A 25479-nucleotide genomic window follows, 5' to 3' on the forward strand; every position below is an offset into this window, starting at 1 on the left:
AAGCAAGCTGGGGTAAACGTGTACTTCCCCTGAACGCAAGAACAAGGGAAGGCAGATTCCAGTTGTGTTGTGTCTAGCAGGAAACCTGCGCCGATCGCGAACAACGCGATTGCGCGGGTGAAGTTCATTGACCACTTCCGTACTCGTGGTTCGCGCGATTGAATCGATTTCTTTTCTGCACGGCATGGATACCGAAATACTGTGCAGCAATCGAATGTGATGGCAACTCACGTAGGAGCAGTGAATCGCTAAACCTGAGCGAGTCGTAGAAATTTTGGCTCGAGAAGGGAGCAAGGCGCGAGGCAGTCCATTTCCATGGGAGCACAGTGGCTACGCGGACATGGAAATACAGCCCAACCTGTCTGTTCAAACACACGAAAACTGTTGCAAACAGGACGCTTTCATAAGGTGATTCATGAGACTGACTGATTTTACCGATTACAGCCTGCGGGTTCTGACCTACGTCGCAGCACGCGGCGAGGAACTCGCCACGATTCAGGAGTTGACCGACTCACTGGGCATTGCGCGCGGCCACCTTGGCAAGATCGTTCATACGCTCGGCCGCGCCGGTTATCTGAGCACGACGAGAGGCCGTATGGGAGGCATGCGTCTGGGGCTCCCGCCCAACGAAATTACCATTGGCTCCGTCGTGCGTGCGACTGAACCGGACTTCCGCATCGTCGAATGCTTCAATGCCGCGGAAAACAAATGCACCATCACACCGGCTTGCGGTTTGCGCGGCATGCTGGAGCGTGCATCGCGCGCATACATGGCCGTTCTTGACGAATATACGTTGGCGGATCTTGCGATTGAGCCACAGACTCTGGCACGCCTGCTTTCAGGGGCGCCAACGGTTATTCCACTGGTGCCGCTCACGCGCGGGTAAGTATCGGGTTGAACTGGTCGAGTTCCAGTAACGGCAGGTGGTAGTTCGGCGGCCGTTCACCGTTGAAGAACGGCAGGCCAACAAAAACACATAGCAATACTAAAAACCGTCGCAATTCTAATTTTATATGCGTGCGACGGACTTTCGAGTAAACGACAATGCGACGGCTACACGATCAACCCCATGTCCGTGGCGTTTGGGAGACGCACTACGTTACACCACTCGCTCACTTCAGAAACATGCCCGGGCAGCAGCTGCCGTGCGGCCCTGTTTCCGACGACGGGAGCTACTACTACCTTGAGGCGCTGCCACGCGAAGGCGGCGCGGCGGTTACGTTCTTCGCGGAAAATCACTGCGCGGAAAAGATACTGCGCGGGTTCGGCAGACCTCTGTTGCCCATTTTCGATCCGTTCGTGCGCTCGCGAGCGGCCAGACGCGCGCCAGTCGATCCTCGCTCGGACATGATCGGTCTCAATGCCGATCTCTATGACGCGATTCACATGCTGTGTCTCGCCTTTGGCTTCATGCCGAAAAACGGGATATCGCGCACACTCGAATCGCTGCGAACAGAGCCGGACCGAAAGGTAGAACGCCACGAAATCGTCCGGTTTGCACAGGCCTTGGCGCGATACGGGAATGTGAATCCGCTCTCGCTTGCCATTGACTCGTTACGTCGAGCGAATGCGCGCCTTCGTGAGTTTCCGTTCATATTTCTTCGCGCGCGGCTGCGGCACGAACACTTGCCGGACTGCCTTTAATAGAAAGCAAACTGAAAGAGAAACAGCCTGCCGGAAATCATTTCCAGGCAGGCGATCCGGTTACGGCATCCCTATTCCGGGCGCCGTGCATCTGCAGCCGGCTTGGCAAATTTCGATTCGATAAGAAGGCTGACGCGCCGATAGCACTTGAGCGCGTTCACGATAACCACGCCCAGCCATACCGCCGATACGATCAACGCAAGGCTCGCTACGCGTGCGAGCGGCGCCGGCCATTGACTTGCCGCGACGAGTAGCAGCACTGCAACGAGGTGAGCGGCGAATTGCCGTTTCCCCGTGCGGTCCTCAATGATGTCCTTTACTTTTGGCACGATGTTCATCGGCATCGGCAACGACGCCTGCAAGTGGTACCAAAGCAGGAACGGCAGGATCTTGTAGAGCATGCCGTTGACGGCGGACCACGCAAAACCCACCAGCACGAGTACACCGAACGTCACGAACCAGGCTGCGCGACCGGTATTGGCTGCGAGAAACCACGCAGGCCAGCAACAGACGAGACTCGCCATGGAAAGACGCCAGAACAGCGTCGTGGCGTCTGCCTGCGCACGCTTGCGCGTTGCCAGCAGATAGAGCGTCATGCCGCCCAGCGCCGTGAATGCCGCACCCAGCGTATTGCCGACGAGCGGTTGCACGACAGTTGCGCGATCATCCGGCAAGAAGCCGGCCGCGAGCGACAGTACTAGAACCAGGCCGAATACACCCGGGGCGAACCACCGCGTGAATGCAAGCGGATACGGCTCGGTCACGAGAAACATCGGGATAACCTGGTAGGCAATGCCCGCCACGAGGAGCCCGATCCAGCCTGACAATCCCCAGACAACATGAATATGGGTAAAGCGCTGCAGTGGAAGCGTGTAAGCACCCGACATCGCACCCGCGAGCATACCGCCGACGACAACGGTAACGAAGAGCGAGCCGAGGGCAAGCCGCGTCGACAGCAGGACATCCTCGGAACCTTTCTGGCGGTTTTTACGGCTCAGAAAGAAACCGACGACGAACGCTGTGAGGAACCAGAGAAAAGCGCCGACGAGCACAACGGCGCTCAAGGCGAAAAGCGCCGGGACCGACAAAACAAAAGCCGTGGAAAGCGAGAGCGCGCCGATCGTAAGCAAAGCATGCACTACGGTGGCGGTGACGACGGGGCGGTAAACATGTATGCCCGTCGCGACGGGCAGAATCTGGACGAGCGCGCCGAGCATCGCGTTACCCAACGCGCCTAGCGTAAAGAGGTGCGTGAGCGCGAGCGCGAATGGCGACCAGCGCGACGCCAGCGCAAGCGGCCCGCTCCAAAGCAGCAGGCCACCCGCGATCAAGACGTAGATTGGCGCACTAATGAAAAATCGGAGCGGCGCCGACAAAGACGGCGAACTGTCGAGCGATAGCGCACGCCGCATCAGGCATTCCGCCAGATGCGAATTTCAAAGCGATGAGCGTCGAACGCACGCGTACTGTGTTCGTAACCGCTTCGCTCAAGTATTGAGTAGAGGGGAAAAGGCTGGCGATCGATGATGACACGCAGATGCCACCCATGCTCGAGTGTGCCCAGCGCCGACATGATCTGCTCCATCGGCTCGGGTGGTTGCAGTCCGCAAACATCGAGCACTATTTCACGCGCTTCAGGTTCCATGTTTTGCTGCATCCGCTAGTGCGTTCCGCCGAAGTCGAAGTATGCGGCGCCTGAAGAGAATAGCAGACGCGAGCGTGAATTCCGCCTATAACCTTGTTCGTATTGTTCACATCAATCGCTTGCGGGCGTCGATTGTCTGACCTGAGGTTAGCGAAGGCCACTCCCGCCAGCAGCCGCTTGCCGATGCTCCACTCCAACGCCCGGCTGATGCCTTAAAGACGCGCTGCCGGGAATGTGCTTGCGCAGGGTTCTGGGCACGAAACTTTATAAAGCCATGTGGCGAATTGGCACAGCCGGTGCGCAGTCAACCATCCAGGCGACCGTAACCATTTGTTTTATTTAATTTTTGCTGTCTGCGGGGCAGTGCCGGGGATGAACGGTTCCTTTGCATATAACGCGTCTACGTCTTATCATGTCGTTAAACATGCATTCGACGTACATGTTTAACGACATCGCAGGCCGCTACGGACGAACACAACTTTCCTGCGATCCAATCCCTTCAAACAGCGGAAAGAGGACTATGCACTCAACACGTCGCTTATGGAAATGGCTCGGGCTTATCTGCCTGCTGTCATTCGGCACCCTGCTCTGGCTGGGCAGGGATATCTATCTGGCTCAGCCTCCCATCCCGAGCCAAGTCGTGAGTGAAAACGGCAACGTTTTGTTCACGGGTGATCAAATCCAGCGCGGCCAGCAGGTTTGGCTGGCAGCCGGCGGCCAGCAGGTCGGCACGGTCTGGGGTCACGGCAGCTACGTTGCTCCGGACTGGTCTGCCGACTGGCTGCACCGCGAGGCAGTTGCGTTGCGCGAGTCGTGGGCTCAGAAGGAGTTCCACCAGTCGTATGACGCACTGACCGTGGATCAGCAAGGCGCGCTCGACGCACGCCTGAAGCACGAAATGCGCGCCAACCGCTACGACGCCGCAACCGGCCACGTCACGGTGACCGATCAGCGTGCGAGCGTAATCCTCGACATCGCCAAGCACTATGAATCGCTGTTTGGAACGGATCCCTCGTTCGACAAGCTGCGCGACGACTATGCGATGAACGCCAACTCGGTGCCCGGTGCAAATGATCGGACCGCACTTGCCGCCTTCTTCTTCTGGTCGTCGTGGGCTGCCACGACCGAGCGTCCGGGACAAGTGGGTCAAACGTATACCAACAACTGGCCGCATGAGCCGCTCGTCGACAACACGCCGACGATCGCCAACGGCATGTGGTCGGTTGCGTCCGTGATCCTGATGATCGCTGGTATCGCCGGCATGATCTGGTATCACGCCGCGCATGGCGAAAGCGAATCGCAAGAACCCGCCACGCCGGGCGAAGATCCGCTGTTCAACGTCAAGGCGACGCCCTCGATGCGCGCGACGAAGAAGTACTTCTACGTCGTGATCGGTCTCCTGCTCGCACAGGTCGCCATGGGCTCGCTGAGCGCCCACTACGCCGTTGAAGGTCACAGCGTCTTCGGTGTTCCGGTTGCTGAAGTTCTTCCGTGGGTTGTGAGCCGTACCATCCACACGCAGTTCGGCGTTCTCTGGATCGCTACCGCGTGGCTTGCGACGGGTCTCTACATCGCCCCGCTGCTCGGTGGTCGTGAACCGGTCATGCAGAAGCTCGGCGTCGATGTTCTGTTCTATGCGCTGCTCTTCATCGTCGTGGGCTCGACGGCCTGCGGCTGGCTCGGCTCGCTGCAGCACCGCGGCACGTCGTTCGCCTTCTGGCTCGGCAATCAGGGTCTCGCCTATACGGCCATGGGCCGGATCTGGCAGTTGCTGCTGTTCGTCGGTCTGCTGTTCTGGGTGTTCCTGCTCGGCCGTGGTCTGTTGCCGGCGCTCAAGGATCCGAAGACGAAGGGCCGCAGCCTGATCGCCATGGTGTTCCTGTCGGCAACCTGTATCGGCCTGTTCTACGCATCGTCGCTCGCCTGGGGTCAACACACCAGCTACTCGATGATCGAGTACTGGAGATGGTGGCTGGTGCACCTGTGGGTTGAAGGCTTCTTCGAAGTGTTCGCCACGGCTGTTATCGCGCTGATCTTCTCGCGACTTGGTCTGATCGGTATCGAAAGCGCGAATCGCGCAATCGTGATGGAAACGATCGTGTTCCTCTTCGGCGGGATTCTCGGTACGCTGCACCACCTGTACTTCACGGGTACGTCGACGGCAATCATCGCTTTCGGCGCCGCGTTCTCCGCGTTCGAAGTTGTGCCGCTCGCACTTATCGGTCTGGAAGGCTGGCACACGTATCGTCGCACCCAGGCTGCTCCGTGGGTTCAGAACTACAAGTGGATGATCATCTGCTTCGTGGCAGTCGGTGTGTGGAACACGATTGGCGCGGGTCTGCTGGGCTTCTCGATCAACCCGCCGATTTCGCTGTACTATGTGCAAGGTCTGAACATGACCCCGGCGCACGGCCATGCTGCACTGTTCGGTGTGTACGGCATGCTCGGTATCGGCCTGATGCTGTTCTGCCTGCGTGGTCTGACCTCGCGTGACGCATGGGATGACTCGCTGCTCAAGCCGGCATTCTGGTTGCTGAACATCGGTCTGGCCATGATGGTGTTCATCTCGATCCTGCCGTCGGGTATCTACGAAGCGTACGAAGCTGTCCACAAGGGTCTCTGGTATGCACGTTCGGCTGAGGTTATTCACTCGCCGGTCATGACGTCGCTGGTCTGGGCACGTGTGCCGGGCGACCTGGTGTTCGCTGCAGGCGTTCTGTACCTCGGCTGGTTTGCACTGCGTCTGCTCGGCCGCGGCAAGCCGACCGCATCGCAGGCTGCAGTCAGCAAGCAAATGAAGCACCGCGTTTAATCGCAGTAGTAGTAGCAATAGCAAGAACGAACCGCTGGTCGGCACATGTCGACCAGCGGTTTTTAACGGTTGGCAGGAGAAACAGCCATGACGACCAACACTACAAACACACCGCTGTCGCAAGCTGAAAACGAAGTCCTTGCGGCCCTGCGGTATGTGATCGATCCTGAGGTTGGCGTCAACATCGTTGACCTCGGGCTTGTTTATCGCGTGGATGTACGCCCCGATGTACTGCGTATCGAGATGACGATGACTTCGCCCGCCTGCCCGATGGGCCAGGTCATCATGGACGACGTCAATGAAGTTCTCGATGCACTCATACCTCCTGGTACAGAACTCGATATCGAGCTTGTCTGGGAGCCGCCATGGAACCCCGACATGATGAACGACGCAGCTCGCCAGGTGCTGGGATGGCCGGACGAATGACACACTCTGCCGCTTCCACGGTCTCCGGACAACGGACGAACCAGACGAAGCGCCCCCGCCCTTCCCCTCTGCGATTCGCAGTCCGCGCATTGCTCGGTGCGGCCATCGTCGCATCGCTCCTTTGCGGCCTTGCCGCCGGACTCGCCCGACTGGGCGTACCGTTGCCAGCTCACGCCGTCTCCAGAGCAGCGTGGCATGGCGTCCTGATGATCCCCGTATTCTTTGGCGCCGCCATTAGTCTCGAGCGCGCCGTCGCAATCGGTTCCGCGTGGTGCTTTTCCGCACCGGCCGCAGCCGCGCTTGCGGGCGTACTCCTGCTGGCCGGCGCACCGGTTCCGCTCGCACAAGCCGCACTGCTGATCGCTGGAGCCGTCCTGTTCGCGGGCAGCATTGTCGTGCTGCGCAAGCAGCTTGCACTGCACCTCGCGGTCCTTGCGATTGCAACGGTCTGCTGGAGCGCAGGCAATCTCGCCTGGATCGTTTTCGGCGATCCGTTGGCCGCCGTGCCCTACTGGCTTGCGTTTCTCGTGCTGACGATCGTCGCCGAACGACTCGAACTGACGCGCATGCGGCCCATGCGGCCCGCAACGCATTACCTTTTCTATGGCTGCGTCACGCTGTTGCTGGCGGGACTCGTCATCGCGCTCTGGCAACCGGACCTCGGTCTTCGCATCTTTGCCGCGAGCTGCGTCCTGTTGCTGTTTTGGCTCGCTCGATACGATATCGCTCGCCACACAGTGCGTCAGCGCGGCCTGACGCGATTCATCGCCGTCGCGCTGCTATCCGGCTACGGCTGGCTCGGCGTAAGCGGCTTGCTGGGAATGGATGGCGCGTTCGCGGCCGGACATCCCTGGCACGACGCGGCGCTGCACGCGCTGACGCTCGGCTTCGTATTCTCGATGGTGTTCGGCCACGCGCCGATCGTCCTGCCCGCGATCACCGGCTTGCGTGTGCGCTACAGCCCGCTCTTTTATCTGCCGCTTGGTCTTTTGCATACAGCAGTTGGGCTGCGGGTAATCGGCGTATTGGCGGGCGACTTCAACGTGAGACGTTTGGGTAGTGAAGCGGCTGCCGTTGCCTTGTTGGTGTTCATGGTTACGCTTTTGACGGCAGTGCTGTCAGCGCGACGAAAGGCCAGCAGCAATTGATTTCACAGGAGCGGTGATTTCTCACGCACCGCTCCTTCCCTTCGGCATCGACATCGCCAATCGGTAATCCCCCCCTCCGCTGAAAGCCGCCGAACCGCATCGAGCCAACGATATGGGCTCGACCACGCGTAGTCCTCGCACTAGTCCTCGCACATCTGGAACGGCAATTCATTTCAGCGCTTCCTCACTGTCGGGCAAAGCGTGACGCTCACGATGAACCTGCCGGTTGACGACAGGATGCGCCAGGTGAAGGTGTACGCGATCATCAGGAATCGGCGCACGCCAAGGTAAGATCACCATCTCGCGCCGTCAATCCGGCTGGAAAAACATCTACATTATTTAGTTAACCGAATCTATCCAGGCACCCGCAATCTTTTTATGTGGAGAAGTCTACGCTATGGGTTACGCGCCAACACGGATCCGAACCATCCCATCTCGATCGTCGGCGGGCTGGACATTATCCGAAACTCCGCATGAACGCACGGCCCGTCTGCCATGATCGTGCTCAGCCACTTTCGGCACCGCGCCGCGCCCAGTCTTGCAAATCATCGACACTACGCGCGGGTGCGCGGCTATCGCCACGAGATAATCGACGCTTCGGAAATGCCTCAGGCGCTTCCGTTGCGCGCACTCTACCGCTACGAAACGCTCCTGAATACGCTGCGACGCGCGGACCGCAACGAACTCATCCTTTTACTCAGCGAAGATGCAGCGATCATCGAGCCGATCGCACTGGAGCAGTTCATGGCCGATCGCGACGTGCTTCTGGTACGCGCATCCACGCACGCCTTGCCGCAAATCGACGTCCAGATCTGGCGGAACACGAATGCCGTACGCGAGACCGTGTTGCAGATCGTGAAGCGATGCAGAATCGACTTCACCGACCGGCTCCCCTCCGAGGCCGCCGTATTCGCCGGTTTCGAATCTGAACACTACATGACGTTATTCAACGGAATGTGCCCGGTCATGCCGACCGGATACAACTATGATCCCCTATGGAGCCGGGTGCCGACGTTCGCCATCAGCATTGACGATGCGCCGCATTCGCCGGAACGGAAAGGCACTACGCCACGCTTCAGGGATGCACTCATCGCGCACATAAACCACACGCGGGCAGCCGGGTTACCCATGTTTTCATTTCCGCACTATGCTGCGGATTCCTCGAATGAAACGGCGGATCGTAGTGCGTACAACCCTGGCAAAGCACTTGCGGTAGTCACCCTCTATACACCCAACATTGAAAGCTACGCTCGCATTGCGGAGGGCAATTTCCGTCGCTACTGCGAGACGCAGGGTTATACGTTTTACGTACACCGCGATATTCCGCGCGAAATCGGCTTGAACGCATCCGGCAACTGGTTCAAGCCGTGGTTGTTACACGGTTATCTGCAACATCACGAGTGGGTCATCTGGCTCGATGCCGACGTGCTGATCGCCGATCAGCAGCAAAAACTGGAACCGTTGCTCGAGGGCCGCGATTACCTGCTCGCACACGATGTCGGCCAGTGGCCTTTTAACTCGGGTGTGATGGGTTTCCGGCGCACGGCGCGCAACGATGCGATGTTGCAAGAGCTCATGGCGAGCATTTCGGCGTTGCCCGATAAATCGAGAGTCTATGCGAGCGACGGCGATCAGCTTCAGTTCATCAACGCGATGAGAGAAAGCGGCGCGCTGCAGGATGAAGCGATATCAGACATGGTCTGCTTCAACACGCCTTGGCTGTTTCGCCGCCCGGATAGCTTCATCGTGCACTATTACGGAATGTGGCAGAGCATGCGGACGCTGATGATGGCGCACGACAACGCGCTCCTCGCATAAACCCGCTCAACGACGACTACGCATCGGCATCGAGCATTTCCCGCAGGGAACGCGTAAGCACGTCCAGATCGTCCGGCAATGGCGCGCTCGTATCCCGATTGATTACCGCTTCCACCCGCGCGCAATCCGCCGCCAGTGACGCCTGACCGAACACCGCCAGTGCGCCGCGTATCGAGTGAAGCTGCGCCAGGACGGCGTCCACGTCGCCCGCCGCCCGAGCGGCTTCCATGGTCGATACCGCTTCCGCCGTCGACTTGATGAACGTCTCCCAGAGTTGTTTCGGCATGGTGCGGCCACGAAATTTCGCTTCGTCCGAGTTGGACACGCTGATCAGCTTCACGCCCCGCTCCTCGGCAATCGCGCCCATCACGTCGTTGAGTTGCTGCCGCGAAATCGGCTTGGTCATCACCTGGGTCATGCCGGCCGCCTCGCAGCGTTGCCGCTCTTCCTTCGTGGCGTGCGCCGTGATCGCCACGATCGGTAAAGCGGGCTTGCGTGCGCGCACAGTCTCGGCCAACTGGTAGCCGCTCATGCCCGGCATGTTCAAGTCGGTCAGCAGAACGTCCCAGTCGTCGTCGTCGAGCCGTTCGAGCGCCTGCCGGCCGTTCGCCGCGGTCGCGACGCGGCAGCCGAGCGACGTAAGCTGCTCCGCCAGCAGCATACGGTTCGCTGCGTTGTCCTCGGCCACCAGCACTTTCAAACCGCGCGAGGACGCTACCGTATCCGCGCGCATCGCGCCGGCCGTCGCAGCCGATGGGCCTGGCAACGGCTCACCCAGCAAAGTCGCACGCATGCTCGCCGCGAGTCCGCTCAGACTCAGGCACGACACGCTCACGATCTTGCCCGTACAAATGGCGTTCGCCGGACCGCCCGGATAGCCGTCGACTACCCATGCCGCGTCTTCGACGAGGCGGTTCTCATCGTCGGCTCCCCACTGCTCGCGCGCGCCCCAGATCACCAGCACGGCGGCGGCTTCGAGATCCGACTCCTCGATGGTCGCCGGATGCCGGTGCACATTTACCTGCGCGCCCCAGTGTTCGAGATGGGGAACCGCAAACTCGCACCATTCCCGCGCCGAACTCAGGAACAGTACGCGTGCCCCGTCGACGATGCGTGGGTCGCTGCGCAACGCGATTGCGTCGCCAAGCGGCAGATACACCGTGAAGCGGCTGCCGACGTCGGGTGTGCTCGATACATCGATGCGCCCGTGCATGGCGTGAACGAGCCGCTGGCATAACGCGAGCCCAAGTCCTGTGCCGCCGAAGCGCCGGTTAATCGAAGCGTCAAGCTGCGAAAACGCTGTAAAAAGCTGTTCCTGATGCTGCGGTGAAATGCCGATGCCGGTATCGACAATCGCCAGAACCAACTGTTGCTTGCCGTCGCTGGCCGTCTCGAGGCTCACGACCACCGTAACGGACCCGTATTCGGTGAATTTGATCGCGTTGCTCAGCAAATTATTGAGAACCTGCCCCACGCGCGTCGGATCGCCCCACATGGTCTGCCCGGCGGCGATATCGATGCGCGCATAGAGGCCGAGTCCACGCGCCCGCGCGAGCGGCTCGAAAATCCCCAGCACGCATTCGATCTGCTCCAGCACGTTGAACTCGATTTGTTCGAGCGTCATTTCACCGGCTTCGATCTTCGAAAAATCGAGAACATCGCTGATCACCGCGAGCAAGCCAGCGGAAGCGCCGCGCACAGTGGCGAGCCGGTCGTGCTGCACACTCGTCAAGGGCGAGTGCGCAAGCAGTTCGAGGTTGCCGAGGATCGCATTGAGCGGCGTGCGGATTTCGTGACTCATCGCGGCGAGAAAGGCCGACTTGGCCTGATTCGCCGAATCCGCGGCCTCCAGCGCCGCATTGAGTTCGCGCTGCAGACGCCGCCGCTCCGTCACGTCGATGAAGACCGCAACCAGCACGTCAATGCCCTTATAGCGCGCTTGCGAGGCGCTGCAAGCCAGCTCGACGTGGCCGCCGCCTTGCGTGGGAAGAACGACGTCCTGGCGCAGCACGCCAACCGGCCCGCCCGCTGGATGATCGCGCTCGAACGCGTCGTAGCACGCGACCAGCGCATCCGCAAGAGCCGCCTCTCCGCGCTCGATCCGCGACCCGAGTTCCTGTATGACCGGGCTATCCAGCAGCCACTCGCGGGACTTGCGCGATATGAGCGCGAGACCGACCGGAACGGTCTGGACCACCGTGCGGCTCAGGTTCTCGCTTTCGAATACGCGCTCCGAGCGGCGCAGCAAGGGGGCGAAGACGCGGCTGCGAAAACTCAGCAGCAGCGCCCACACGACGCCGAGGATCACGGCCATCGCCACTGCCGCCGTGCGCGCCTGCGGCGCGATGCCGGCGGCGACGTCATCCCATGAAAACACGTGAAGCAGTGTCCAGTCCGTGCCTCCAATCGGCTCCTTGATCACGAATTTCCCGCCGCCGTAACCCACATCGCCGCCAAGAAACGCCGGATGCCGCAGTTGCCGCCACCCTTGCTCCTGAGCCTCGGCGGAGCTCGGGTTGTCGCGGCTCGCAATAATATGCCCGGCGGGTCCGGCGATCAGGTAAGTGCCCTCCCCACGCGTGGACACCGCGCGTAGAAAGGTTTGCGGATCATATTCGATGGCGATTACCGCGAACGGCTCGCCCTGGCTGCTCGCCTGCGAGACGAGCCGTACGCGCGTGCCGCCGGTCAGCGGATCGGTGAACGGCGGCAGCCAGTACACAGCGCGCCGGAAGCCGCCCGGACGCTGTTCGGCGGATGGCGTGAGCCTGGAGAGGTCGACCTTGAGCGTCTCGATGAGTTCGGCGACTTGAGGACGTGTCGCAAGCGGCACGACGGATGCCGGCATGATGATCAGCTCGTCATGCGGACTGTAGATATACCCGGAGATGTCCAAATTGTTGGCGACCGACGACGACGCGTTGCTCAGCGCGAACAATTGTGCGAGCGCGAGATAGCGGCGCACGAGGGATGGATCGTCGAGGGCTTTCGTGGAGGCGGCGAAATAGACGTCGCTCGATGTCGTGGGACTCTTGATGGAAAGCTGGTTGCAGTTGCGCAGGAATGCCGCGTAGGCCGATCCGTCGTTTTGCGGCAAGGTCGGCCATGACAGTTCGAAAAGGCTGACGGTACGGCGCAGCGACGTTTCCACGGCCTGCACAAGCGTCACGACCTGGCCTCTGTCCTCCGCAAGATTTTGACGCTCGGCCGCGACGAACTGACGTATCGCGTAAACGCATGTGACTGCGAACATCAGGAACGCCACCAGGGTAATCACGACACCGCCGCCCAGAAGCAGTAAGTCCTGGTAGCGTCGCAGACGTCCCAAAGGCGTGAAAGGCATGCTCATGTTCCCTCGTTTCTTGCTTCGGCAACTGACGCAAGTCTAAACACGTACACCCGAACGTGCAGCCCGCATCGCAACCGCCTGCTCCGCCGTTTGCCCGGCCTATTTCTGCCTGGTGCTCGCGCCGCGCACCGGACGGCTCAACAGTTGATCGAGCAGCGCCTGATAGGTGCGCACGACCGCCCGATTACCGGGCGCATAGCGGCCAATCAGGCGGCGCTGCCAGGTACGGTAACTCTCCGCATGGAGATCGTGATAGTCGATGGCTTCGATGAGGCGCGCCGCACCGCGTTGCGCGTTGTTGCCCTCGTAGTAGTAGCCCAGATCCGGACACAGCGACGCATTATGGACGAGCGGGTAACCCTGCCAGCACACCTCAAGATAGAAGTAGTTCAGCGGGTTTTCCATCTGGTGAGAAATCACGATGTCGGTATTCTGCGCAAGAAACGTCGGCGTGTCGTGATGGCCGGTAAACACCGCTTTATGCTCGCGCACGATATCGAGCTGATTCATCAGCGCGATGAAATCGACGTGCCCCTGCGCCAGCGACAAAGCATTGGCGACCTGCACGAGATCGATGGCGCCGGGTCGCTCGCGATAGACCAGTTCGGCGATCAGGATCGGATAGAGGCAAAATTTGACGACGTCGATATTGGGCTCCATCACCGTGAGCCGGCGAGAGCCAACGTGCGGGCGATAAATGCCGTTGTGCGGAAATTCACGGCAGCGGGCCTCGATAAATTCCGGGCTCCACACGAACGGGACAACGCGCCCGCTCTGTCGCCGCATGACCTCCAGATAGCTCTGGCTGTTACCCGCCACCTGCGGAATGACCCATAGATCGTCGTACCGGTCGTTGACGAACAGGTTGCCGCCCCAGAGCGATTTGCCGAATATCATCGCTTCGGCCGCGTGGATGTACTCGAAGCCGCAGCAATAGGACACGAGCCGCACCCCGCGCGCCTTGAGATATTCGGTGCGCGCGCTATCCACCTGTCCGCCGAGTTCGATGACGAGGTCAAGCTGGTCTTTCGCATCGTTGAAGTCGAGCGTCGGATGACGCGACAGATCCCACGGCAGCGCCGATGTCAACGGCACGGACGTGGTGTTGACGAGCACGACGCTCGCCACGCTCGGGCAATGACGCAAGGCGTCGGCGAGAAACACGGCATTTTGCTTGATGCCGTTATTCCAGAGCGTTTCGTCGGGCCTGAGCAGGCCGATGGTGATGCCAATGCGCTGGCGCTTCATAACAGCTGCTCCAGTCGGACCGGACCAGGGAATCGGTACGCGCTAAATTCGCTGTAAATCAAGTGACCTCGCCTGTTCAATGTTTGCTCCAGGGATGGACGCTTGCCGCGCGGCGCGCCAGCTGTGGAATATTGCCATTCGATTCAGGCAGATGACGCGCCAGGCCGACAATGCCGCCAACGATGCGATCGGGCCAGTATTGCAATGAGGCCAGCCCTTCGATATCAGACCGATACTAAAGCCAGCACTCAGCAGCCAGGACATGTCCTGGTCTTCTCACAGATCACTTCCGGGGCGGCCATCGACAATGAGGCCGCACTCCCACGCGTAGCGAAACAATTCCGCGTCGCGGGCAATGCCGAGTTTCTTCATCGCCATCTGCTTTTGCGTGCTGACCGTCTGTACCGCACGATTCAATCGCTGCGCGATTTCGCTGATCGATACACCCGCCACGTACATCTGCACGACTTCTTTCTCCCGCTTCGACAGCGCCACCTGATTCTGTGCGCCGCCACTGAGCGGCCGCAGCGATTCCTCCGACCGCGAAGCCGCGCCGGGAAAGTAGATCATGTGGTTGAACACGGCATGAACCGCCATGACGAGATTTTCCAGACTGTCAGATTTGCGGATGTACGACTGCACGCCGAGCTTCGCGACTTCACGCACGATTCCGGGGTTGTCGATCATCGTGAGCACGACAATCTTCAGATCGGGCCACTGACGCCGCAGATACGACAAAAGCGCGATGCCGTCGCGGTGCTCGCCGTTGGGCATGGAGAAGTCGGTCACAAGCACGTCGCAAGTGACGTCGTCGAGCAGGTCGATCAGTTCCGTCGAACTCCCCGCCGTACCGATCACGTCGATTCCTCGGGTGGACTCCAGCGTATATCTGACGCCGGCCAGCAACGCGGGATGGTCGTCAGCAAGAATGACGTCGATTTTCATGGTTCCGGCTCTGGAGAGGAAACTTTCGGACAACGAAAATGTAATCGCCTAATCCGGTTTCAGGACCTTGTCCCAATCATTGTCCGAAGAAGAGACGCACGCGGCCGGGATCGGGAGTGCACACTCAATGTGCGAGTCGAAACCTCCGAAACAACGCGTGGGATATCGGATCAGGTGGCATTCCGGCCACCCATGCAACGTTCGGCAGATGGTAACCCAACAACCCAAACATTACAATCTCATAACAAGTCGCTGACAAACTCGTGGTTTGCCATCAGTTCTCCTGTTTGACTTCTTCGAAGAACATTACCGCCTGCGCTATCCCTTTCTGTCCGGAAACGCCTCACTCCGATGACTTACCCGAACGACGTGCGATGCGGCCCTGTCATGCTCTGTTTCCGTTGTCGAATAATGCCCCGATGGCCTGCCCGTACGCTTGCAGGTTGGCCTCATGATCGGGATAAAGCGTCGCGAGGAACGCTTGCGACTTGCGCCGATAGGCATCGAGATTACGGTCGTGTTGCGCGAACGCGTCCAGAAGCGCCCGTCCACCCTCTTCGCAGTCGAAATCGCGATAGCGATAGCCGCAATCCGCGATCAGATGAGAGTTGTGAATCAACGGATAACCCCCGTGCAACGCCTCGTAATACACATAGTTTTGCGCGTTTTCCCATTGATGCGTCACGACAGCATCCACATAGGATGCCATCACCTGATAGAACGGGAACCGGCCTTCGAACGAAGCCAGGCCGTGGCGCACGATGTCGAGACTCCGTGCAAATACGCCAAACCCGCCATGCTCCTTGAGCTTCATCGCGTTGTACACCCACACGTGCTCGAGTATGTCGGCGTTTGCGCGGTGCGCCACCTCGCAGCACAGCATCGGTAACGGCCCCGTCTTGACCATGCAGATATTCGGCTCGAATATGCCGACCCGCCAGCGGCGGCGGCCCGGCCGATAGCCGAACGGCGTGTCCGCGTCCAGCTTCGCCGCCGCCCGGTCCAGAACCAACGGGCTCCACAGATGCGGCACGATGCGAACGGGGGCGCGCATTGCGCTTCGGAAGTACGGCTTGCAACTGTGTTCGTACTCCGGCAGCGTCCAGATTTCGTCGTACGCCGCACCGCTGATCAGCAGCGCATGAGGCTTGTCGAAGATCATGCGTTCGATGTCGATCACGTAATCGTTGCCGACACGCATCGACACAACCCGGCCGCCGCGTTCGCGAAATCGCGCGATCCACTCGCGGTCGAGCTGCGCACTCATCTCGATCATCAGGTCGAGCCGGTTGGCGGCGTCGCTCATATCGATCATCGGCGCGGGCGATTCTTCGACGAAGCGTCGCGCATCGTCCAGATCGCCGTCGCCGCCGCCGACCACGAGATAGACCTCACTCACTTGCGGCAATCGTTGCAGCAACATGACGAGGAAGAGGCAATTCTGGAAGATGCCGTTTTCCCACAACGATTGTTCCCCCTTGCGCACGAAGAGCGAAACGCCGACCTTCAGGTCGCACCCCACGGTGCGCGCCGTTTTTGCATTGTCATTCACGCCGCGTTCCCCCACGCCTTGTTGCCCGCCAGCGCCTGCAGACGCGTGGCGTAACCCTCCAGATTGGCCTCGTTGAACGGATTGACGGCTTCGAAGACCGCCCGCGAACGCGCCCGGTAATCGTCGATCCTCGCATCGTGATGGCGGACGGCTTCCAGCAGTTGTGACGCGCCCGCAAGCGCGTCGAAGCCCGGATAGTAGTAGCCCGCATCCGCAAGCCAGGGCGAATTGTGTATCAGGGGATAGTCGCCGTAGAGCGCGTCGAGATAGCTGTAGTTCTGATCGTTGCCCCACTGATGCGCGACCACCGCGTCCGCATGCTGCCCCATGAAGCCGACGATGTCGTGGCGACCGTGAAACGTAGCCCGATGCTCGCGCACGAGGTCGAGCGAATTCGCCAGATACAGCATGGTCCGATGGTCCTTCATGTGAAACGTGTTCAGCGCGTGCATCGCGCTCACACTGCTGCGGTCGGCGCGATAAGCCTCGTCGCAAATCAACATTGGAATACTCGACGCCTTCACGACAGAAATATTGGGCTCGAAAATCGCCACGCGCAGGCCGCCGCCGAGTTTTTCGCGCGCTTCCCGGCCGGAGTCGTAGCCGTATCGCACACCGTAGCCGGCCGCTTCGGCTATACGAACGTCGAGAAAACCCGCATGCCAGATGAATGGCACGACATGCACGGGACAACGGTGCATGGTGCGCATCATGGGTTGCATGAGGTGGTCCTTCGGAAGCAGCCACACCTCATCGCAGCGATCCGGGCGCGTTGTGCTCACCTGCCGCTCGAACACCGCCGACTCGACCAGCGCCACGTAGGGCTGGCCGCAGCAGTAATAGACGACCTTGCGACCGCGCGCGCGCATCAGGTCGAGCCATTCGTTGTCGAGCGCACCGGCCATTTCGACGATCACGTCGACCTCGTCGGTTGCCTCTTGCTGCGTCAGGATGCGAACGCCCGCCGCAAAGCGTTCAAGATCGCATGGCAGCTTGCGCTCGCTTCCGACGTCGATCAGCACGACGGATTGCACAAATGGCAAACGCAGCAGCAATTGCGCGAAAAAAATTACATTCTGACCGAGCCCGTTTTGCCAGATGCTCTGGCCCGCGCGACTCAGCGCCGAAATTCCGATTCGCATTCTTCACCCCAATAAACGACATAATCGGCCTACCCTTTTGAGGAAGTCCGAACGTGTCGCACGATACGATACGGAGAACTATCGATCAATAGTTGCGGCGAGATGAGTGCGGGTTCCGCAACGCCCGCGGCACTTTCAGCACCGTCAGTGTGCTTACCACTTCGTTTTTCGGACTAGTCCCATGCAGCCAATGTTCGCGCCCACCTATACTGAGACAGCAGCCAGATACCTCCCATTCTGGCTGGCTACGAGTGCGTACTCATGGAGTTTGCCGCCCCTCCCCGGGGCGGTCTTTTTTTGTAGCGCGATATCTGAAGCAGCATCAGAAAGCGCATACTGTTGCGCGCAGCCGGTGCCCTGATTCCTTTAGTCCGGCTTCCTCCCGACGCCAACAATAAACCTGCGACATGATCGACAGAACGACAGATGAGGGCCCGCCCGGCACGGAGTTTCTGCCGTCTTACTCCTTTCACGAACGACACGACTCGCGACCTTTATGCGCCACGCCGGCAGAGATCATCGCGGCGGTCGAAGCCATCGAAATGCAAGACGACCGCGTGACGCGCGCGCTACTCGCGGTGCGTCAGTTGCCCGCGCGACTGTGTGGACGCGATGATTCGGAGGGAACGGAACGATTCGGATTCTCGACGTTTACGCCGTTGCGCCGCACGCAGCGCGAGCTGACGCTCGGGCTCGCGGGACAATTCTGGCGGGTCGGTATGCAACTCGCAACGCTACACGACGCAGATGCGTTCTCTCGCTTCGTCACACCGGGCAACGCGAAACTGGTATTGCGGTTTCTCGTGCTTGACCGGCCAGACGGCTTGCGCACGCTGCGCACTGAAACCTTCGTTCATTGTCCAGACTCGCACACCCGCAGGCGAATGACGCCCTACTGGTGGGTGATCAGGCTGCCGAGCGGCTGGATACGTCGTCGAACGCTGGATGCGGTGCATCGAATGCTGCAACCCGGCACTTAAACTGGCACGACGGGTCAGGTCGCCACCGGCACTCGGACTAAAACACCACAGGGAAAATACAGATTCCTCCAGCGTTCAGGGGCGGCATTGAGCCGCCCCTGAACGTTAGGACTTACCGCATATCGGGCTAATTTACGCGTGTAATTCTATTCAACGCAGGTTTAGCGACGACGCCTTTGGCCTTGAAATAAGCGGTCGCAATGTCCAGGTCGATCCCACCTTGCTGCAGGTTGGCGCCTTCTAATAGCACAGTGAAACCGCTGCCACCGGTTGCAATGAAATTATTGACGGCCACGCGATAGATTTTATTCATTTCGATCGGCGAACCATTCAACTTCATCGACCCGGCGACGACGCGGTCACCCATTCCAGATTCAGCCTGTGGCCGACTGTTGTCCCAGGTATAGGTGAATCCATCCGAAACCTGGAGGACGCGACCATTATTATTTGGATAGTTCGGCTTCTCCCACTGCTGCTCTAACAATCTCCGCAATTGATTTCCTGTCAAATCCATCAAAACGGCGTTATTGCTGAACGGCAGAACGGCATACAACTCGCCTAAAGTCACGTCCAGTTCTTTCAAGTCGCTACGGAGACCGCCACTGTTGGTGAAGGCGATTTGTGCCGGTTTGTCGAACGAAGCGTCTGACGTACCAAACAGGAAGGCATCCGCTATAACATCGCCAAGCTTCGACTCGCCCGCGTTATTGTATGTTTTTTTAAGAGGTGCAGAGATTTTGCCGACCACCTTTCCAGCCAACGGGGCAGTCAGTTTTTCGTAGTTCTGCACGAGCGCGTCGATTTCACTGTCTTTAGCCAAAGGAACGACACCGTCCGGAAGGGTCCCACCAGACAGTATTCCGACATCGTTGACTGCGACGATGTTATTGGCATCCTTCTTGAGGACAGTTCTGGTGACTGGATCGATAGTCAAATCGACTTTTGTTGCGATTCGCCCATACGATCCGGTTTGCGTCAGCAGCTTCCCATTGCTTGTGCAGACATATTCTTGATGAGTATGGCCACTGATGACGACATCAACCGCCGGATCGAGCTTGTCGACTATTCCAACGATGTCGCCGTTCAACCCGGAGCAAGTCTTGTCGTTGACTACGGTAGCCACGGTACGACCGCCCTTGTGGAGCAACACCACGATGGCAGAAACACCCTGCTTCTTGAGTTCTGGAACAAGGTTATTGACGGTTGTGATTTCATCCAGGAATCGCAGGCCCGCCACGCCAGAGGCTGTCACCACCGTAGGCGTTTCTTCCAGCGTCAAACCAATGAAGCCGATCTTCACACCGCCTACCGTACGAACTTCATATGCGGGAAACAAGGGCTTGCCAGTCGACTCATCGACTACGTTAGCAGCCAGGTAATGGAATTTCGCCCCGCTAAAGCGACCGCTATCCATACAGGTGTCGACGCCAACCACGCCGGTCGAACCGTCGGTCGACTTCGGAAAACACCCGCCGTTCTGCATGCGTAGTATTTCGTCTCGGCCCTTATCGAACTCGTGATTGCCTACCGCGGAAATGTCCAACCCGAGCTTTCCCAATACATCGATGGTCGGCTCATCGTGAAATATCCCCGAGATCAGCGGCGACGCACCAATCATGTCTCCGGCAGCAACGACCAAAGTATTGCCCGGATTTTGCGCTTTCAGGCTGTTGATCAATGTCGCCAGGTAGGCAGCACCGCCAGCCGACACGCTGGTTCCCTTAGGATTCGCCGGGTCTTTCATGACCACGCCACCCGACGGCGGCATCAAATTGCCGTGAAAATCGTTCAATCCAATCACGGAAACCGTGACTGGCTCTGGGGGTTGCGGCGCTGGGGGTTGCGGCGCTGGGGGTTGCGGCGCTGGGGGTTGCAGCGCTGGGGGTTGCAGCGCAGTTTGATTGTCGTCGACACCGCCGCAGGCGGCGATGCCTGCCCCGAGTAGCGCAGCAATTGCGCCAATCCGCAAAGCTCTATAGTTCAACAATTTCATCTCCCACTCGACTAAACGCGAGAACCGCGCACGCCCACAGGCCATGCCTTAAATGCGCCCGGCCGTCTACCAAAGAGATTCCATTCGACGGCCAGGCGCCCGAAAATACGTCAACTACGCCGTGCGGTGAGCCACTGCTCCGGCGTCAGCGGTTTGCCGACCACGCGAATCTCGCTGATGTTGCCGAAGAAACCGTCCGCACGGTCGCCGTCCCATGAGCCCCCACCGATGACCCAGGGCATCGCGGCGCCCAGCGTATCCACGCCGGGGGCGTCGCTTGCATTGCGCAGCACCGGGGCGCCTTCGACGTAGAGGATGGTTTCGTTCGCGCTGTTGTCGCCGACGATAGCGATATGCACCCACTTGTCGGCGATGATTTCCCCCGACCAGTTGGTCTTGGGCGTGCGATTACCACTCTGCGCGGGCACGACTTCCCACTGGATCTCGCGCAGGCTTGAAACGGCGAACAGCATCGGCGACGATTCCGGATCGTCACCCTTGAAGCCAGGCAGGCCGCCGCGCGCGCCATCGCGCGTCATGATGTTCATCCATGCGTGCTGACCGGCATTCCAGTCCTTGTCGATTTTGACGATGGCTTCGACGGTGTAGCCATTGGCCAGGTTTTCTGCATTGATCGGCGCTGCGGCGTCGGTCAGAAAGTAGCTCATGCGCGGTACTTCCTTGTCCTTGCCCGTGTCCTCGTCCCTGATCTTGATCTTGTCCGTGTTGCGGAACTGCACGGAACCCGGCACGGCCGACAGGTGGTGGCGGTCATCGGACCAGACGAGATCGTCAAGCTGCGCATCGGTCACGCCATCGACGTTGAGCGCAGCGCGGCGGATCGCGTTCTGGCCACTCTCACCCTTGTCGATGACGGTCTCGCCCACCTTGACGGCCTGGCCCACCGCGCCGCCAAAGAAGCGCCAGTGCGCCAGCGTGCCGACAACGTGCGGATAGTCTTCCGGGTCGGCGGCGGGCCTCTGCGCCGCAAGCTCCGGGTCCTTGTAGTTGGCCAGGATCATGGCGCTCGCCTTGTCCACCAGCGAGGTATGCGAACGTTTGCCGGCCTGGAAGTCCTTGTTGAAGCGCGCAAAGCGCTTCGCAAAATCCATTTTGATGACGAACTGCTCGTTCGGTGCGGTCAACACCGCCTGGTCGAAGGCGTTCAGCGTGTCCGCAGGTTTCTGCGGCACCCACGGCGAAAAGGACAAGCACTTGATCTCGTTGTTGGTCAGATCGAGCTCGTACAGGCGCATCAGGCCGTTGCCGCCCTGGTAGGCCATCTGATAGTCCACCACCATCTGTTCGACCGCGTTGCCGTACGCATTGGTTTTGGTGAGTCGCGCGGCGCCGTGGTAGTGGCCGTTCAGCGTCATGAAGATCTGATCGTTGTTGTTGATCAGCTCGTCCCACAGCATCTTCCCGTAGGGCACCTCAAGCGGGCTGATGCCATCCTTGCCGATGTTGAGGAGTTGGTGATTCACCAGGATCACGGGCAGCGTGGGGTTGTCGCGGATGACCTTGTTGGCCCACGCGAGACCATCGTCGGAAATGCGCCATGACAGCGACAGCACCAGGAACTTCTGCCCTTCCGCGGTGAACACGTGATACTCGTGGAAGCCGCTGGGATCGCGCCCGCCGAAGGTGGCCTGGCGCTTCGCGCGCGCAGTGCCGAACCACTGCAGGTACGGTTCCTTGGTAAGGTCGCGCTGCGCGTCGGTGGCGCTTTGCTGACTGCTGGCGTCGACGTAGTCGCGGTCGCGAATGACGTCGTGGTTACCGGCGAGGATCGAGTACGGCACTTTGGCACTCTCCAGCACCTGCATCGCACTGTGTGCCACCATCCACTGCGCTTCTTTGCCCACCTGGTCAACCACATCGCCCAGATGGATCAGGAACGGGATATTCAGTGCAGAGGCGTTGCTCGCCACCCATTGGGTCTGGGCACGGAACGGCTCGCTACCGTATTTGCGTGTGAACTGCCGGTTCTCGGCGACCGTGGCATAGCGGGCATAGAACTGCGTGTCGGGCAGCACGGCCAGCGCGAAGCTGGAGACGAGCCCCGACGTATCCGGCTGGGTGGCGGCGCCTGGTGCGCCGAGTTCGCCGCCGCAAGCGGACAGCAGCATACTGCCGCCAATCGGCAGTAGCGTAGCGCCGACGCCTGCTTTAAGCAGGCTTCGCCTGCGGGCGTCCGACACACTTATGTCGTCGGTGATAACAGGTCCTGCTGCGGGAACGCCTTCGTTTTTCATGAGGTGGTGATCTGGTTGATTGGGTTAAGGCAAGAGAAAAAACTTTGGAGGATGTCGAGGTCGACGGCGGGTGCGCGCTGCGCGCCGCGTGACGCCATTCAAGGTCGGTTCAGGCACGCCCGAGACTCGATTGGCGCTCGATCAAGACATGTCGAGTCAGGCAAGTACGCCGTACGAGCGAGACGAACCGGATGAATCGAGAGATTCATCCGGTTGCGTGAAGGTGATATCTGCGCGAACTACTCGACCAGCTTGCGGAAACCGATCGCGGCCCAACCGCGCATACGGTCAATCCAGGTAGTCGGCATATTCCTTGCGCTGATAGTCGGCGAGCGTTTGCCACGGCAACGGCTTGTTCCGCGAGGCTGGAACTTGCGTCAACGTCAGCTTGCGCATCACGCGGCCATCCGCACTCCGATACTCGACCGACAACGGCGCCTGCAGCTTGTCGCTCCACAGGATGCGGTTCACGCCGCGTTTATCGACCGCCTGCTCGTACCAGCGCGTGCCGGCCGTCGCACCGCGCTTCGCTGCCGCGAGCCGCTTCAACTGCGATGGCGGCGTGACGTAGTACGCGTTGTCCCACGAGCCGTCGAAACCCGTGGATTCGTACTCGGCGGGCGGCACACTGACGACCGTCCGGTTCGCCGCATCCACGTACTCGATGTGCGCCGTCTTGCCGTCGTAGGTGACGTGCCGCGCGGCCGCCTGGAAGTTGAAGTGCTCGTGGCCAGCGTGATTCGCCTGGGCGGCATGTGCGGCAACCGGTTGCACACCGGCGCGCAGCGGGTCCTTGCGCACATGACCGTGGTCATGGTCATGGTCGTCATGGCCACCACGACCGCCGCCCGCCGCCGCGACGGGCAGCACACGCTCGACCCACACGTGACCGTCGCGCCGAACCATCCGTTCCCGATACGTCGTGGTACGCGTTACGCCTTCAGCCGTGACCACGCGGCTTTCATGCAGTACCACGGCGTCGAGATCCGCTGCCGCAAGCGCCGGGGACGCGGCGAATGCGCAGGCAAGCACGCAAAAGATGGTGGGTCTCATCGATCCTCCGTCCGTCTAGAAATCGAGAGGCTCAAAGACCGAGAGCGGACCGCATGAGATCGAACACCTTCGTATTGTCGATCGTGCCCTTGAACGTATTCGCTTCCGCGCCATCGGCAAACAGCATGACGTCGCCGCCGCCGTGCGTCTCGCCACCCATCCGGATACCGACCTCCTGGAGATAGCCGTCGCTCCGCGCCTCGGCTGAATCGACGGACGTCCGCACTTCCGGTCGATTCTTGCCGTTGCCGAATACCAGTGTCGTGTACGTATTGCCATCGGCATCCTTGCTCGGCTGGCCGTCGCGATAGCTGCGGCTGATGTCGAGAATCGAATTGCCGCGCCCCGAATAGCCGTTGATCGTCATCGTGTGGTCGTGGTCGGCGGTCACGACAATCAACGTGTTGGACAGGTCAACCTTCGCTAGCGCAACGCGGATCGCTTCGTCGAACGCCACCGTGTCGTCAAGCGCCCGTTTCGCGTTGGTGCCGTGAAGCGCATGATCGATCCGGCCGCCTTCGACCATCAGGAAGTATCCCTTCGGGTTATTCGACAGCACGTCGATCGCCTTTGACGTCATCTCGGCCAGGCTCGGTTGCGTCGTCCCTTCGCCCTTCTTGCTCGCGACCCGATCCATGTCATACTGGAGATGGCTCTCCTTACTGAACAGACCGATCAGCTTGCCGGTGTCCGCCTGCGCGAGTTCATCCTTGGTGGCCACGACCGTGTAGCCCTTCGCGGTCATTTCGTTGAGCAGGTTGCGGCCGTCCGCGCGCCCGCGCTCGTTGTCCGTCTCCTTGTTGCCCGTATTCACGACGTACGGCGTCCAGTAGTTGCGGCCGCCACCCATCAGCACGTCGACGCCGTCGCCGAGCGCCGTGTTGTAGCCGGCACTGCCCGGCACAGCCTGTGCGGCGATGTCGTACATCGCATCGCGATGGCAGATATGCGAGTAGGTCGCGGCGGGCGTCGCGTGCGTAAGCTCTGTCGTTGTGATCGCACCGATCACCTTGCCTTGCTTCTTCGCCAGTTCCAGTATCGTCTCGACCGGCTTGCCGTTGTCCGGCGCGCAGTTGTTGACACCCCCGTTGTTGTTGTTGGCGTCTTTGCCCGGCGCAACGGCGATTGTGTCGGGCGACATCGACAGCACTTCGTTGTTCATCTTCACGCCGGTCATGTACGCAGACATGGACGGCGCGCTGTCGGTTGTCTGCGCATCGTTCGAGAAGGTTTTGACGCGCGCGGTGCGCTTCAGCGTCTCCATCGTCAGTTGTCCCGACTCACCGACCTTGTAGATCCGGCTCGCCGTCACGACTGTCGGCCCCATGCCGTCACCGAGAAAGAAAATTACGTTCTTCGCCTGGCCCGCTGCCTGCACCGGGCCGCATGCGAAACCCGCGACGGCCAACGCCGCCGCAATGCACTTGATGGTCGACATCATGTATCCCCCTGTACCCGTGTTGTCGGCG

General features: G+C 60.1%; 18 protein-coding genes. 7 read left to right on the top strand and 11 right to left on the bottom strand.

Annotation, left to right across the window (positions count from 1 at the left end):
* The first annotated feature begins 415 nt into the window (after positions 1-415).
* Both ACFPTO_RS00785 and ACFPTO_RS00790 read left to right on the top strand, forming a co-directional pair.
* Positions 416-886, top strand: coding sequence for an Rrf2 family transcriptional regulator (locus tag ACFPTO_RS00785; protein ID WP_377708723.1), 471 nt, complete (start codon positions 416-418; stop codon positions 884-886).
* A 239-nt stretch (positions 887-1125) separates the two neighbouring features.
* Positions 1126-1644 carry a hypothetical protein gene (locus ACFPTO_RS00790; RefSeq protein ID WP_377708724.1) on the top strand — a complete coding sequence of 173 codons (519 nt, stop codon included), beginning with the start codon at positions 1126-1128 and terminating at the stop codon, positions 1642-1644.
* A gap of 71 nt (positions 1645-1715) precedes the next feature.
* On the opposite strand, the gene ACFPTO_RS00795 is transcribed toward ACFPTO_RS00790, so the two are convergent.
* Together ACFPTO_RS00795 and ACFPTO_RS00800 are read right to left on the bottom strand one after the other, a co-directional pair.
* Entirely contained in the window at positions 1716-3056 is a 1341-nt protein-coding gene (locus ACFPTO_RS00795) for a hypothetical protein (RefSeq protein ID WP_377708726.1), read from the bottom strand.
* The gene (locus ACFPTO_RS00800; protein ID WP_293040461.1) at positions 3056-3289 is read right to left on the bottom strand and encodes a DUF2249 domain-containing protein; all 234 of its coding nucleotides are present in this window, start codon (positions 3287-3289) and stop codon (positions 3056-3058) included. Before ACFPTO_RS00800 ends, ACFPTO_RS00795 begins: the two co-directional genes overlap by 1 nt.
* A 520-nt stretch (positions 3290-3809) precedes the next feature.
* Here ACFPTO_RS00800 and ACFPTO_RS00805 point away from each other — a divergent pair.
* The 4 genes from ACFPTO_RS00805 to ACFPTO_RS00820 all read left to right on the top strand — a co-directional run bounded on the left by ACFPTO_RS00805 (position 3810) and on the right by ACFPTO_RS00820 (position 9493).
* A complete protein-coding gene (locus ACFPTO_RS00805; protein WP_377708727.1) occupies positions 3810-6101 on the top strand; it encodes a nitric-oxide reductase large subunit in 2292 nt (763 codons plus the stop codon).
* A gap of 87 nt (positions 6102-6188) precedes the next feature.
* The gene (locus ACFPTO_RS00810; RefSeq protein WP_296651000.1) at positions 6189-6527 is read left to right on the top strand and encodes a metal-sulfur cluster assembly factor; all 339 of its coding nucleotides are present in this window, start codon (positions 6189-6191) and stop codon (positions 6525-6527) included.
* Positions 6524-7675, top strand: coding sequence for a hypothetical protein (locus ACFPTO_RS00815; RefSeq protein WP_377708728.1), 1152 nt, complete (start codon positions 6524-6526; stop codon positions 7673-7675). Before ACFPTO_RS00810 ends, ACFPTO_RS00815 begins: the two co-directional genes overlap by 4 nt.
* Before the next feature lie 495 nt (positions 7676-8170).
* Positions 8171-9493: a glycosyltransferase family protein gene (locus ACFPTO_RS00820; protein WP_377708729.1), complete on the top strand. Its 1323-nt coding sequence runs from the start codon at positions 8171-8173 to the stop codon at positions 9491-9493.
* A gap of 16 nt (positions 9494-9509) precedes the next feature.
* On the opposite strand, the gene ACFPTO_RS00825 is transcribed toward ACFPTO_RS00820, so the two are convergent.
* The 5 genes from ACFPTO_RS00825 to ACFPTO_RS00845 form a co-directional block, all read right to left on the bottom strand.
* Entirely contained in the window at positions 9510-12842 is a 3333-nt protein-coding gene (locus ACFPTO_RS00825; RefSeq protein ID WP_377708730.1) for an ATP-binding protein, read from the bottom strand.
* Between the two features lie 99 nt (positions 12843-12941).
* A complete protein-coding gene (locus ACFPTO_RS00830) occupies positions 12942-14090 on the bottom strand; it encodes a DUF2827 domain-containing protein (protein WP_377708732.1) in 1149 nt (382 codons plus the stop codon).
* A 276-nt stretch (positions 14091-14366) separates the two neighbouring features.
* Positions 14367-15035, bottom strand: coding sequence for a response regulator (locus tag ACFPTO_RS00835; RefSeq protein WP_377708733.1), 669 nt, complete (start codon positions 15033-15035; stop codon positions 14367-14369).
* Between the two features lie 385 nt (positions 15036-15420).
* Positions 15421-16587 (bottom strand): DUF2827 domain-containing protein, encoded by a 1167-nt coding sequence (locus ACFPTO_RS00840; RefSeq protein WP_377708734.1) that lies wholly within the window; start codon positions 16585-16587, stop codon positions 15421-15423.
* Positions 16584-17729 (bottom strand): DUF2827 domain-containing protein, encoded by a 1146-nt coding sequence (locus ACFPTO_RS00845; RefSeq protein WP_377708735.1) that lies wholly within the window; start codon positions 17727-17729, stop codon positions 16584-16586. Before ACFPTO_RS00845 ends, ACFPTO_RS00840 begins: the two co-directional genes overlap by 4 nt.
* Before the next feature lie 407 nt (positions 17730-18136).
* On the opposite strand from ACFPTO_RS00845, the gene ACFPTO_RS00850 reads away from it, so the two are divergent.
* Positions 18137-18709 (top strand): hypothetical protein, encoded by a 573-nt coding sequence (locus ACFPTO_RS00850; protein WP_377708737.1) that lies wholly within the window; start codon positions 18137-18139, stop codon positions 18707-18709.
* Between the two features lie 127 nt (positions 18710-18836).
* On the opposite strand, the gene ACFPTO_RS00855 is transcribed toward ACFPTO_RS00850, so the two are convergent.
* From ACFPTO_RS00855 to ACFPTO_RS00870, 4 genes are all read right to left on the bottom strand, one after another.
* Positions 18837-20702, bottom strand: coding sequence for a bifunctional metallophosphatase/5'-nucleotidase (locus tag ACFPTO_RS00855; RefSeq protein ID WP_377708739.1), 1866 nt, complete (start codon positions 20700-20702; stop codon positions 18837-18839).
* Between the two features lie 110 nt (positions 20703-20812).
* A complete protein-coding gene (locus tag ACFPTO_RS00860) occupies positions 20813-22957 on the bottom strand; it encodes a LamG-like jellyroll fold domain-containing protein (RefSeq protein WP_377708740.1) in 2145 nt (714 codons plus the stop codon).
* Between the two features lie 288 nt (positions 22958-23245).
* On the bottom strand, positions 23246-24010 hold the full coding sequence (locus ACFPTO_RS00865) for a hypothetical protein (protein ID WP_377708742.1): 765 nt from the start codon (positions 24008-24010) through the stop codon (positions 23246-23248).
* 31 nt (positions 24011-24041) lie between these two features.
* Complete coding sequence (locus ACFPTO_RS00870) at positions 24042-25448, bottom strand: alkaline phosphatase (protein WP_377708844.1); 1407 nt, start codon at positions 25446-25448, stop codon at positions 24042-24044.
* Between the last annotated feature and the right edge of the window lie 31 nt (positions 25449-25479).

This window comes from Paraburkholderia denitrificans, from assembly GCF_042655705.1.
In the GTDB taxonomy this organism is placed as follows: domain Bacteria; phylum Pseudomonadota; class Gammaproteobacteria; order Burkholderiales; family Burkholderiaceae; genus Paraburkholderia; species Paraburkholderia denitrificans.